9 protein-coding genes are annotated in these 12,186 nt (G+C 72.6%); 6 read left to right on the plus strand and 3 right to left on the minus strand.

Translation table 11 applies throughout. The annotated features are described in order from the left end of the window. The first annotated feature begins 1 nt into the window (after nt 1). From ACZ69I_RS18100 to ACZ69I_RS18125, 6 genes are all read left to right on the plus strand, one after another. Nucleotides 2–904, plus strand: coding sequence for a helix-turn-helix domain-containing protein (locus tag ACZ69I_RS18100; protein WP_467676978.1), 903 nt, complete (start codon nt 2–4; stop codon nt 902–904). A gap of 138 nt (nt 905–1,042) precedes the next feature. Next, entirely contained in the window at nt 1,043–2,524 is a 1,482-nt protein-coding gene (rimO, locus tag ACZ69I_RS18105) for a 30S ribosomal protein S12 methylthiotransferase RimO (RefSeq protein ID WP_470833175.1), read from the plus strand. Then, the gene (pgsA, locus tag ACZ69I_RS18110) at nt 2,521–3,216 is read left to right on the plus strand and encodes a CDP-diacylglycerol--glycerol-3-phosphate 3-phosphatidyltransferase (protein ID WP_470833176.1); all 696 of its coding nucleotides are present in this window, start codon (nt 2,521–2,523) and stop codon (nt 3,214–3,216) included. The genes rimO and pgsA overlap by 4 nt, the downstream gene beginning before the upstream one ends. After that, nucleotides 3,213–3,794: a CinA family protein gene (locus tag ACZ69I_RS18115; protein WP_470833178.1), complete on the plus strand. Its 582-nt coding sequence runs from the start codon at nt 3,213–3,215 to the stop codon at nt 3,792–3,794. Before pgsA ends, ACZ69I_RS18115 begins: the two co-directional genes overlap by 4 nt. A 109-nt stretch (nt 3,795–3,903) precedes the next feature. Further along, nucleotides 3,904–4,278 (plus strand): helix-turn-helix domain-containing protein, encoded by a 375-nt coding sequence (locus ACZ69I_RS18120; RefSeq protein WP_055564110.1) that lies wholly within the window; start codon nt 3,904–3,906, stop codon nt 4,276–4,278. A 186-nt stretch (nt 4,279–4,464) separates the two neighbouring features. After that, nucleotides 4,465–4,935, plus strand: coding sequence for a Dps family protein (locus ACZ69I_RS18125; protein WP_470833179.1), 471 nt, complete (start codon nt 4,465–4,467; stop codon nt 4,933–4,935). A gap of 549 nt (nt 4,936–5,484) precedes the next feature. On the opposite strand, the gene ACZ69I_RS18130 is transcribed toward ACZ69I_RS18125, so the two are convergent. The 3 genes from ACZ69I_RS18130 to ACZ69I_RS18140 form a co-directional block, all read right to left on the minus strand. Continuing rightward, the gene (locus ACZ69I_RS18130; RefSeq protein WP_470833180.1) at nt 5,485–6,306 is read right to left on the minus strand and encodes an SDR family NAD(P)-dependent oxidoreductase; all 822 of its coding nucleotides are present in this window, start codon (nt 6,304–6,306) and stop codon (nt 5,485–5,487) included. A gap of 57 nt (nt 6,307–6,363) precedes the next feature. After that, nucleotides 6,364–7,164 carry an Fpg/Nei family DNA glycosylase gene (locus ACZ69I_RS18135; RefSeq protein ID WP_470833181.1) on the minus strand — a complete coding sequence of 267 codons (801 nt, stop codon included), beginning with the start codon at nt 7,162–7,164 and terminating at the stop codon, nt 6,364–6,366. Between the two features lie 292 nt (nt 7,165–7,456). Beyond that, on the minus strand, nt 7,457–12,142 hold the full coding sequence (locus ACZ69I_RS18140) for an ATP-dependent helicase (protein WP_470833183.1): 4,686 nt from the start codon (nt 12,140–12,142) through the stop codon (nt 7,457–7,459). Nucleotides 12,143–12,186 lie beyond the last annotated feature (44 nt).

Genomic DNA, 12,186 nt, shown 5'->3' on the forward strand with positions numbered 1-12,186 from the left:
CGTGTCCATCGGCAAATCCCCTGAAGACGACCGTCCTTCAGACGACCGCCTAGACCGCCCCGACCGCGTCGCGGACGGGAGCCCGGCAGACGAGACGCAGGCCGCCGACCGCCAGGCCGACGACCGGCTCCCGATCGGCCGTGTCCTGCGCCAGGCGCGCATCGACGCCGGCCTGACCGTCGACGAGATCAGCACCTCCACCCGGGTGCGCATCCCCATCGTGCACGCGATCGAACAAGACGACTTCTCCCGGTGCGGCGGCGACGTGTACGCCCGCGGCCACATCAGAACCCTGGCGCGCGCCGTCGGTGTCGATCCGGCCCCGCTGCTCGCGCAGTACGACGAGGGGCACGGCGGACGCCCGCCCGCGCCCACTCCGGCGGCGCCCCTCTTCGAGGCCGAACGCATCCGCTCCGAGCCGCGCCGGCCGAACTGGACCGCCGCCATGGTCGCCGCGATCGTCGCGGTGATCGGCTTCGTCGGTTTCACCGCGTTCAGCGGCGGCGACGACAGCGACAGCTCCAAGTCCGTCGCCGAGGGCTCCACGCCGGCTCCCACCAAGCCCGCGGAGAAGCCCAAGCCCACCAAGCCCGCCGACCCCAAGCCCGACCCGTCGGACAGCGCCATCGCGGGCGTCCCGCGCGACAAGGTCACGGTCAAGGTCGTCGCCCCGGACGGCCGCAGCTGGATCTCGGCCAAGGACCACAGCGGCCGCACCCTCTTCGACGGCGTCCTCGAACAGGGTCAGGACAAGACCTTCCAGGACAAGCAGAAGATCGATCTGGTCCTCGGGGACGCGGGCGCGATCGAGCTGTACGTGAACGGCAAGCAGGTCGACAACGAATTCGAGCCCGGCCAGGTGGAACGCCTCACGTACACGAAGGGCGACCCGCAGGCCGGCTGACCGGCCCCCCAGGGGCGTCTGACCAGCGACGCTCCGCGGGGCGCGGGGTCGGCCGGGTGACGGGCCGACGACCGTGGGCCGACCGGGCGGTAACCCTGGCGGCCGGTGCCGGGACGGGGACGAAGTAGTCTTGAGACCATGCCCGAACGCCGCACCGTCGCCCTTGTCACTCTTGGCTGCGCCCGTAACGAGGTGGACTCGGAGGAGCTCGCAGGCCGCTTGGAGGCGGACGGCTGGGAGCTCGTCGAGGACGCCGAGGACGCGGACGTCGCCGTCGTCAACACCTGCGGCTTCGTCGAAGCCGCCAAGAAGGACTCCGTCGACGCCCTCCTCGAAGCCAATGACCTGAAGGGCCACGGCAAGACCCAGGCCGTCGTCGCGGTCGGCTGCATGGCCGAGCGCTACGGCAAGGAGCTCGCCGAGGCGCTGCCCGAGGCCGACGGCGTGCTCGGATTCGACGACTACTCCGACATCTCCGGCCGCCTGCAGACCATCCTCAGCGGTGGCAGCGTCGAGGCCCACACCCCGCGCGACCGGCGCAAGCTGCTGCCGATCAGCCCGGCCGAGCGGCAGGACGCGCAGGCGGCCGTCGCGCTCCCGGGCCACGCCGCCGTGGAGCCCGCCGCGGCCCCCCAGGACCTGCCCGAGGGTGTCGCGCCCGCCTCCGGACCGCGCGCGCCGCTGCGCCGCCGCCTCGGCTCCAACCCCGTCGCCTCGGTGAAGCTGGCCTCCGGCTGTGACCGGCGCTGCTCGTTCTGCGCCATCCCGTCCTTCCGCGGCTCCTTCATCTCGCGCCGCCCCTCCGACGTCCTCGGTGAGACCCGCTGGCTCGCCGAGCAGGGCGTCAAGGAGGTCATGCTCGTCTCCGAGAACAACACCTCGTACGGCAAGGACCTCGGTGACATCCGTCTCCTGGAGACGCTGCTCCCCGAGCTGGCGGCCGTCGACGGGATCGAGCGGGTGCGCGTCAGCTACCTGCAGCCCGCCGAGATGCGGCCCGGCCTCATCGACGTGCTCACGTCGACGGAGAAGGTCGCCCCCTACTTCGACCTGTCCTTCCAGCACTCCGCGCCCGGCGTCCTGCGCGCCATGCGGCGCTTCGGCGACACCGACCGCTTCCTCGAGCTGCTTGACACCATCCGGTCCAAGGCGCCGCAGGCCGGCGTGCGGTCCAACTTCATCGTGGGCTTCCCCGGTGAGAGCGAGTCGGACGTCGACGAGCTCGAGCGGTTCCTGACGGGCGCCCGCCTGGACGCCATCGGCGTCTTCGGCTACTCCGACGAGGAGGGCACCGAAGCGGCGACCTACGACGCGAAGCTGGACCAGGACGTCGTCGACGAGCGCCTCGCGCGCATCTCCCGGCTGGCCGAGGAGCTCACCTCGCAGCGCGCCGACGAGCGGCTCGGCGAGACCGTCGAGGTCCTCGTCGAGTCCCTGGACGACGAGGAGGGCCCGCTCGGCCGGGCCGCGCACCAGGCCCCCGAGACCGACGGCCAGATCCGCCTGACCGGCGACATCGGTGGGGACGGCCTGCGGGTCGGCCGTATGGTCGTGGCGAAGGTGGTCGGCACGGAGGGCGTGGACTTGGTGGCTGAGTGTCTCGAGGAGGCCGGCAGATGACAGGAGTCCCGGCACCCGCGAGCGGCTCCGGCGCACAGGGCGCTTCGGGCGCCAAGCCGGTGCGCGGCGGGAAGCTGGGCGCCGCGGCGGTGAATCAGGCCAGCCTGTGGAACGTCGCGAACCTGCTGACCATGATCCGGCTGCTGCTCGTGCCGGGCTTCGTGATGCTGCTCCTCGGCAACGGCGGGTACGACCCGGCCTGGCGCTCGTTCGCCTGGGCCGCCTTCGCCGTCGCGATGATCACCGACCTCTTCGACGGACACCTCGCCCGCACGTACAACCTGGTCACGGACTTCGGCAAGATCGCCGACCCCATCGCCGACAAGGCGATCATGGGGGCCGCGCTGATCTGTCTGTCCTGGCTCGACGACCTGCCCTGGTGGGTGACCGGGGTGATTCTGGGCCGTGAGCTCGGGATCACTCTGCTGCGGTTCTGGGTGATCCGCTATGGCGTCATTCCGGCCAGTCGCGGCGGGAAGATGAAGACGCTCGCGCAGGGCACGGCCGTCGGGATGTACGTTCTGGCACTGACCGGGCCGCTCGCGACGCTGCGGTTCTGGGTGATGGCGGTCGCCGTGGTGCTGACCGTCGTGACCGGGCTCGACTATGTGAAGCAGGCCATCGTGCTGCGCAGGCAGGGCATGGCCGAGGCGCGTGCGGCGGCGGAGTCCGCTCGGGAGGCGGCGAAGTGACGTCCCCCGGGCTCTCGGCCGGCGAGGCACCCGCGAGCATCGTGCTGCGGCTGCTGGCCGCGCGCGGCGAGACGCTCGCCGTCGCCGAGTCGCTGACCGGGGGCCTGGTGGCCGCCGAGATCACGGCGACACCGGGGGCCTCGAAGGTCTTCCGGGGCTCCGTGACCGCGTACGCCACCGAGCTGAAACGGGACGTGCTCGGGGTCGACGGCACTCTGCTGGACGAGCGCGGGGCCGTGGACCCCGAGGTCGCGCGGCAGATGGCGGCCGGTGTGCGCGAGGCGCTCGGCGCGGACTGGGGTATCGCGACCACCGGGGTCGCGGGGCCCGACGCCCAGGACGGACAGCCCGTGGGGACCGTGTACGTGGCGGTTTCGGGGCCGGATTTCGAAAGCATGCGCGGTTACGCCGATGGCGGAGCCCATGGGAAAGTGGCCGCCCTGCGGTTGAACGGTAGCCGTTCGGAAATCCGTAGGGAGAGTGTACGGAGCGTGCTCACGCTGCTCCTCGAGCAGCTCTCCGGAGAACGGGCCGAGAATGGGCGGGCACAGGATACGGAACAGAACGGGGGGAATTGATGTTTGCAGCCCTGAGTGAACACGACATCGCTCCCCGCACGGCCGCCGCGCGAGGCGGTACGGTGGGGCGTGAAGGATGCGGCTACGCGGTCCGAGGAGGGAGCCACCGATGATTCTGCTCCGTCGCCTGCTGGGTGACGTGCTGCGTCGGCAGCGCCAGCGCCAGGGCCGTACTCTGCGCGAAGTCTCCTCGTCCGCCCGAGTCTCGCTCGGCTATCTCTCCGAGGTGGAGCGGGGGCAGAAGGAGGCATCCTCCGAGCTGCTTTCCGCGATCTGCGACGCGCTTGACGTACGGATGTCCGAGCTCATGCGTGAAGTGAGCGACGAACTGTCGCTCGCCGAGCTGGCTGAGTCTGCAGCAGTCCCCGAGCCGGTGCGCGCACCGGTTCGCTCGATGCTCAATTCCGTCTCCGTGGCCGGTGTGCCACCGGAGCGGGTCACGATCAAGGCGCCTGCGGAGGCGGTCGACGTCGTCGCGGCGTGACGCTGCGCTGTTCCAGAAGCAGCCCCCAGAAGTGTGTGGAAGCCCCGGCCGGGTACTCGGTCGGGGCTTCTATGTTGTCCCAGGTGACCCCCACATGACCGCGCATTCACGAATCGACCTATTTGGCGCTTGTATGACATGGTTGGTGGGGATTTACCTCATTCGATCGTGAGTTGGAGGAGACAGATGTACGTCGTGAAGAGCCCGCTGTCCGATGCGGATCTGAAGACGGTCTCGGAGGCCCTGCAGGGCGCGCTCGTGGACCTGGTCGACCTGTCGCTGGTGGCCAAGCAGATTCACTGGAATGTGGTCGGCCCGCGCTTCCGCTCCGTGCACCTTCAGCTGGACGAGGTCGTCGACACGGCCAGGCAGCACTCCGACACCGTGGCGGAGCGCGCCTCCACGCTCGGCGTCTCGCCCGACGGGCGCGCGGCGACCGTGGCGCAGCGGACCGGGATCGGTTCGGTTCCCGACGGCTGGGTCAAGGACGTCGACGCCGTGGGGACGCTCGTGGACGCGCTCGGCGCGGTGATCACCCGGATGCGTGAACGCGTCGAGTCGACCGGTGAGGCGGACCCGGTCAGCCAGGACATCTTCATCGGGATCACGGCCGACCTCGAGAAGCACCACTGGATGTTCCAGGCCGAGAACTGCTGACCGGCCGATACGTCCCGGCGCCCGGCGTCCCGGCCGAGACAGGCCGAGGCGCACGAGGGGCGCCGCCCACGGGTCGGTGTCACTGTCCGTGCGCCGTGCTGCTTCCGGTGACTACGGTGCGCCCTCCCGTGGGGCGAGAGCCCGTCTAGGCTCTGAACCCCGGCGCTCGGCGTCGGCCTCGCGTTGGGCGGGAGGTGGCATCTGTGGCAGCCGTGAGCGGGTCAGTCGTGCCGTGGCGGTACATACGCTGGGCGCCCGCCCTCGCCTTCGGGGTGCTGTGGTGGTGGGGCGTGCTGCGGCTCGCCCTCGCACCCGACGCGGGGGCCTTCGAGGGGGCGGTCGCCGCGGGAGGGTGGGGACTGAGCGTGCTGCCCGTGCACTGCGTGCCGAAGGCGCGGGCGCAGGGTGTGGCGGGTGCGGGTGCGGGTGCGGGTGTGAAAGCGGGGGCCGGGGGGCCTCGGCGGGCGGGGGAGCGTACGGGGCCGGTGCGGTGGGGGCGCGCGGCTGTGATGTCGGGGCGGGCACGGGGGCGGGATTTCAGGGCGCGGGCTACCACGGCATGGCGACGCCGCCGTTCGGGCGGAGGATCTGGCCCGTCGTGAAGGACGCGGCGTCGGACGCCAGGTGCAGCACGGCGTGAGCGATGTCCTCCGCTTCGCCGACGCGGCCGAGGGGGGACATGCGCACCATGATCTTCTCCGTGTGAGCCTGGGTCTCCGCGTCGTGCCGGGTCGTCATGGGGGTGCGGATCCAGCCGGGTGCGACGGCGTTGACGCGTATGCCGTGCGGGCCGACCTCCGTCGCCAGGGTCTTGGTGAGCTGCACGACGGCCGCCTTGGCCGCGCCGTAGCAGAGGAGCCCGGGACCGCCGGTGTCGACGGCGCCCGATGCCATCGTGACGATGCTGCCGCCGGAGCCCGCTTCGATCATCGTGCGGGCCGCGGCCTGGCAGGCGTACAGCACGCCCTTGAAGTTGATGTTCAGGACGCGGTCGAGGTCCTCGTCGAGGGTTTCCAGGACCGGGCTGCTGTGCATGACGCCGGCGATGGCGGCCATGATGTCGAGGCGGGGGCCTGCTGCCGAGGTCGTCGGTGCTGGTGTTCCAGGCGATACGCCTGTGGTGGTCGCCGCTGCGGTGACGGCCCGTTCCACCTGTGCTCTGTCGGTCACGTCCAGGGCGTACGTGTGGGCCGTGCCGCCGACCGCCTTGACGAGGGTGGCGGTCTCATGGAGTCCCTGCTCGTCGCGGTCGGCGCAGTGAACCGTGGCGCCCGCCTCGGCGAGGAGCAGAGCCGAGGCGCGGCCGATGCCGCTGGCGGCGCCGGTGACGAATGCGGTGCGTCCGGTGAGGTCGTACGCCTTGACGGGCATGACGGGACGGTACGGCCGGAACTGACGGGGCGTCAACTGGGCGGGTGCGGGGCGGAGTCAGGGCGTGGGGCCCTGTTGGCAGCTGGGGCACCAGTAGGTGGGGCGGCTTCGCGAGCCGTCGCCCTGCTCGCCGCGGCGGACGGGGGTGCCGCAGCGCAGGCAGGGACGGGGTGCGCGGCCGTACACGAAGAGGCGCTGGCCGTTGCGGTCGCGGCCGGTGGTGGTGCGGTCGGGCCGGTGTCGGTTGGCTTCCAGGAGTTTCTTCGAGAGGGCGGGGAGGCGGGCCGCCGTCTCCTCGGAGAGCTCGCCGACGGGGAGCCACGGGGTGACGCCGAGGATGAAGCAGACCTCGCTCTTGAAGACGTTGCCGATGCCCGCGAGATTGCGCTGGTCGAGGAGGGCTTCGCCGAGGGGGCGCTCGGGCGCTGCCCGGAGGTTCTGCAGCGCACGCTCCGGGTCCCAGTCGGGGCCGAGGAGGTCGGGTCCCAGGTGGCCCACGGCCTTTTCCTCGTCGGTGGTGCGGAGCAGTTCGAGGACGGGCAGGCGGTAGCCGACGGCGGTGCGCTCGGCGTTCCCGAGGATGGCCCGGATCTGGTACCCGGGGCCGCCCCGCCAGCGCTCGTCGGGGGCGTAGATCCGCCAGGAGCCGTCCATCCGCAGGTGGGAGTGGAGGGTGAGGCCGCCTTCGATGCGGGTGAGGAGGTGCTTTCCGCGTGGGGTGACGTCCAGGACGGTGCGTCCGGTGAGGTCGACCGTCGCGAGCTTGGGCACGCGGAGGTCGGAGCGCGTGAGGGTGTGCCCGGCGAGTGCGGCGTGCAGGCGCTGGGCTGCTTGGTGGACGGTGTCACCTTCGGGCATGGGTCCAGGGTGGCACGGGGAGGGGCGGGGAGTCGGGTGGGCGGGTATGGGGAGGGGCCGTAGGCGGTACGGGGGTGTGGGTGCGGCGCGGGTGTGGGTGCGGCGCGTGGCTGGCGTGGGGGCCGTGGTGTCTCTGGTGGCTCTGGTGTGTCCGTGGCGTCGGTGGTGTCCGTGGCGCGACAGACGTACGTCGCGTCGGTGCTCGGTGCCCGGAACCGGTGTGCGGTGCCCGGTGCCCGGAACCGGTGTCCGGTGCCCGCGATTGGTGGCCGGTCCCGTGTGATTGGTGCCGTCATGCGCGAAGGCGCAGGCCGCGTGGGGTGGCGTGGAAGCCCGCTCCTTCCAGGAGGGGGGCGAAGGGGGAGGTCAGGGCGGCGGCGCTGTTGACCCGCTCCACCGTGACCGTGCCGAGGGAACCCGCTCGGGCCGCGCCGGCCAGGGCCTCGGCGGCGGCGTGCAGGCGCGGGTCGTCGCCGACCGGGTCCTCCGGAGAGGCGGGCCAGGCCAGGAGAGTCTTGCCGCCGCGCTCCATGTAGAGCGTCAGTTCGCCGTCGACCAGGACGACGAGGGAGCCCGCCTTGCGGCCCGGCTTGTGCGTCGTGTCGTTCGGCGGCTCGGGCCAGGGCAGCGCGGCCCCGTACGCGTTGGCGGGGTCGGCGGCGGCGAGGACGACCGGGGCGTGCGCGTCGGAGGGGCGCGAACCCTCCGTGCGCTCCCGGGTGTTCGCGGTGGCGCGCAGCCGGTCCACCGCGCCGTCCATCGCGAACTGGGCGGCGCCCAGCCCCTCGACCACGTAGCCGCGGCGGGCCTGGCCGCTGTCCTCGAAGGCGGACAGGACGCGGTACGTCGCCGAGAAGCCGCCCTCGACCCCTTCGGCCGCGACCGCGCCGCGGGTCACCACGCCGTGCCGGTCCAGGAGGGTGCGGGCCAGGGCGTGGGCGCGCAGGGTCGGGTCGGGTTCGCGGTCGGGGAGCAGCGACCAGCGGCCCGCGACCGTCGGGGGTCCGGTGCGGGACGCCGTACGGGCTGCCGCGGTCAGGGTGCCGTACCGCCCGCGCGGCATGTTGCGCTTGGCGCGGTGGGCCGTGGCCCCTGCGGTGCGGCCCGAGCCGAGGAGCGAGCGCATCGGGGTCAGCGTGTCGTTGGTCAGCCGGCCCGACCAGGCCAGTTCCCAGATGGCGTCGGCCAGTTGCGGGTCCAGGGCCTCCGGGTGGGTGGTGGCGCGGACCTGGTCGGCGATCTGGCGGAAGAACAGTCCGTACCCTCCGGAGAGGGTGTCAAGGAGGGACTGGTGCAGGGCGGTCAGCTCCAACGGGTGCGCGGGAGGCAGGAGCAGGGGCGCGGCGTCGGCCAGGTAGAGGGAGACCCAGCCGTCCTTGCCCGGCAGGGATCCGGCGCCGGCCCAGATCACCTCGCCGGCCGCGGTCAGTTCGTCGAGCATGGCCGGGTTGTAGCCCGTGACGCGCGACGGCAGGACGAGCTTCTCGAGCGCGGAGGCGGGGACGGTGGCGCCCTGCAGTTGTTCGATCGCGCGCACCAGACCGTCGATGCCTCGCAGGCCGTGTCCGCTCACGTTCTGCCACTGGGGCAGGAACTGGGCGAGGGCAGCCGGAGGCACCGGCTCCAGTTCGTGCCGCAGGGCCGCGAGGGAGCGGCGGCGCAGGCGGCGCAGGACCGCGGCGTCGCACCACTCCTGGCCGATGCCCGCCGGGTGGAACTCTCCCTGCACCACACGGCCGTTCGCCGCGAGGCGTTGGAGTGCTCCCTCGGTGACCGCCGCTCCGAGGCCGAAGCGGGCGGCTGCCGTGGCGGACGTGAACGGGCCGTGCGTGCGCGCGAAACGGGCCAGCAGGTCACCGAGCGGGTCCTTGACCGGCTCCGTGAACGCCTCGGGTACCCCGACCGGCAGGGCGGTGCCGAGGGCGTCGCGCAGGCGGCCCGCGTCCTCGATGGCCGCCCAGTGCTCCGCGCCCGCGACGCGGACCCGGATCGCGCGGCGGGCGGCCGCGAGCTCCTCGGCCCACTCCGGCTCGGCGCCGCGCTCCGTCAACTCGGCCGTGGTGAGCGGCCCGAGGAGCCGCAGCAGGTCGGCGACGCCTTCGGCGTCCTTGACGCGGCGGTCCTCCGTACGCCACTGGAGCTCCTGCTCCAGCTCCGTCAGGACGTCCGCGTCGAGCAGTTCGCGCAGCTCCGCCTGGCCGAGGAGCTCGGAGAGGAGCCGGGAGTCCAGGGAGAGGGCCGCCGCGCGCCGCTCGGCGAGGGGGGAGTCGCCCTCGTACAGGAACTGCGCCACGTACCCGAACAGGAGTGAGCGGGCGAAGGGGGAGGGCTCGGGGGTGGTGACCTCGACGAGGCGGACACGCCGGGACTCGATGTCACCCATCAGCTCGGTGAGCCCCGGCACGTCGAAGACGTCCTGGAGGCACTCCCTGACCGCTTCCAGGACGATCGGGAAGGAGCCGAACTCGCTCGCGACCTGGAGCAGTTGGGCGGCGCGCTGCCGCTGCTGCCACAGTGGTGTGCGCTTGCCGGGGCTGCGGCGCGGCAGCAGCAGCGCGCGGGCGGCGCACTCGCGGAACCGGGAGGCGAACAGCGCTGAGCCGCCCACCTCGTCGGTGACGATCTGATTGACCTCGGCCTTCTCGAAGGTGACGTCGCCCGCGCCCACCGGGGCCTTCTCGGCGTCGTACTCCACGGGGGGCGCGGTGGGCTCCTGGTCGAGCAGGTCCAGTCCCATCAGGTCGGCGTCGGGCAGCCGCAGCACGATGCCGTCGTCCGCGTGCATGACCTGGGCGTCCATGCCGTACCGCTCGGTCAGGCGGGCGCCGAGAGCGAGGGCCCACGGAGCGTGCACCTGGGCTCCGAACGGGGAGTGCACGACGACCCGCCAGTCGCCCAGCTCGTCCCGGAACCGCTCGACGACGATCGTCCGGTCGTCCGGGATGTGGCCGCAGGCCTCACGCTGTTCGGCGAGGTACGCCAGGACGTTGTCGGCCGCCCAGGAGTCGAGCCCCGTGGCGAGCAGGCGCCCGCGCGCGTCCTCCGGCGAGAGCGCGCCGACCTCCCGGAGGAACGCGCCCAGCGCACGGCCCAGTTCGAGCGGGCGGCCCAGCTGGTCGCCCTTCCAGAAGGGCAGACGCCCAGGGACACCGGGGGCGGGGGAGACGAGGACACGGTCGCGCGTGATGTCCTCGATGCGCCAGGAGCTCGTGCCCAGCGTGAAGACGTCGCCCACCCGGGACTCGTACACCATCTCCTCGTCGAGCTCACCGACGCGGCCGCCGCCCTTCTTGGGGTCGGCGCCCGCGAGGAAGACTCCGAAGAGGCCGCGGTCGGGAATCGTGCCTCCCGAAGTGACCGCGAGGCGCTGGGCGCCCGGGCGCCCGGTGACCGTGCCCGCGACGCGGTCCCAGACCACGCGGGGGCGCAACTCCGCGAAGGCGTCGGAGGGGTAGCGCCCCGCGAGCATGTCGAGGACGGCCGTGAACGCCGACTCCGGGAGGGACGCGAAGGAGGCCGCACGCCGGACCACCGTCAACAGGTCGTCGACCTGCCAGGTGTCGAGCGCGACCATCGCCACCAGCTGCTGGGCCAGTACGTCCAGGGGGTTGGCCGGGACGCGCAAGGACTCGATGGCGCCGGTCCGCATCCGCTCCGTGACGACGGCGGCCTGGACCAGGTCTCCCCGGTACTTGGGGAACACGACTCCCGTGGAGACAGCGCCCACCTGGTGGCCCGCGCGGCCCACGCGCTGCAGCCCGGAGGCCACGGACGGCGGCGACTCGACCTGGATGACCAGGTCGACCGCTCCCATGTCGATGCCCAGCTCCAGGCTGGAGGTGGCGACGACGGCCGGCAGCCTGCCCGCCTTCAGGTCCTCCTCGACCTGGGCGCGCTGCTCCTTGGAGACGGAGCCGTGGTGGGCGCGGGCCAGAACGGGGGGCGCACCCTTGGCGGCGCCCGACTCGGCCATCAGCTCCGCGGGGGAGTGGTCCTCGGGGAGCGCTTCGCCGGTCGCTCTCTCGTACGCGATCTCGTTGAGGCGATTGCACAGGCGCTCGGCGAGGCGGCGGGAGTTGGCGAACACGATCGTCGAGCGGTGCGCCTGGACGAGGTCGGTGATGCGCTCCTCGACGTGCGGCCAGATCGACGGGCGCTCCGCCTCGGCTCCCGGCCCGTCCCCGGAATCACTGACCGGGGAGCCGCCCAGCTCGCCGAGGTCCTCCACCGGGACGACCACGGAGAGGTCGAACTCCTTGCCGGAGGACGGCTGGACGATCTCGACCTTGCGCTTGGGGGAGAGATAGCGGGCCACCTCGTCCACCGGGCGGACCGTCGCCGACAGGCCGATGCGGCGGGCGGGCTTCGGCAGCAGCTCGTCGAGCCGCTCCAGGGAGAGGGCGAGATGGGCGCCGCGCTTGGTGCCCGCGACCGCGTGCACCTCGTCGAGGATCACCGTCTCGATGCCGGTGAGCGCCTCGCGCGCCGCGGAGGTGAGCATCAGGAACAGCGACTCGGGCGTGGTGATCAGGATGTCCGGCGGCCGGGTCGACAGGGCCCGGCGCTCGGCGGGCGGGGTGTCGCCCGAGCGGATGCCGACCCGCACCTCCGGCTCGGGCCGGCCGAGGCGCACCGACTCCTGGCGGATGCCGGTCAGGGGGCTGCGCAGATTGCGCTCGACGTCGACCGCGAGGGCCTTCAGGGGCGACACGTACAGCACCCTGCAGCGCTTCTTCGGGTCGGCGGGCGGTGGCGTCGAGGCCAGCTGGTCGAGCGCCGCGAGGAAGGCGGCCAGGGTCTTTCCGGAGCCCGTGGGCGCGACGACGAGCACGTCGGAGCCCTCGGAGATCGCATGCCACGCGCCGGCCTGCGCGGAGGTGGGCGCGGAGAAGGCCCCCGTGAACCAGCCGCGGGTCGCGGGGGAGAATCCGTCTAGGGCGCTGCGGGCGCCGTGGGCACTGGACGCGGAGCTGACCATGCCCCCATCGTGCACCCCGCCACTGACAACGGCGCCGACCTGCG

It is taken from the genome of Streptomyces sp. NPDC036815, from assembly GCF_055609205.1.

Coding starts and splice junctions, on each gene's coding strand:
- ACZ69I_RS18140 (WP_470833183.1), bottom strand. CDS start 12,142: ATGGTCAGCTCCGCGTCCAGTGCCCACGGCGCCCGCAGCGCCCTAGAC.
- ACZ69I_RS18125 (WP_470833179.1), top strand. CDS start 4,465: ATGTACGTCGTGAAGAGCCCGCTGTCCGATGCGGATCTGAAGACGGTC.
- ACZ69I_RS18130 (WP_470833180.1), bottom strand. CDS start 6,306: ATGCCCGTCAAGGCGTACGACCTCACCGGACGCACCGCATTCGTCACC.
- ACZ69I_RS18120 (WP_055564110.1), top strand. CDS start 3,904: ATGATTCTGCTCCGTCGCCTGCTGGGTGACGTGCTGCGTCGGCAGCGC.
- rimO (WP_470833175.1), top strand. CDS start 1,043: ATGCCCGAACGCCGCACCGTCGCCCTTGTCACTCTTGGCTGCGCCCGT.
- ACZ69I_RS18135 (WP_470833181.1), bottom strand. CDS start 7,164: ATGCCCGAAGGTGACACCGTCCACCAAGCAGCCCAGCGCCTGCACGCC.
- pgsA (WP_470833176.1), top strand. CDS start 2,521: ATGACAGGAGTCCCGGCACCCGCGAGCGGCTCCGGCGCACAGGGCGCT.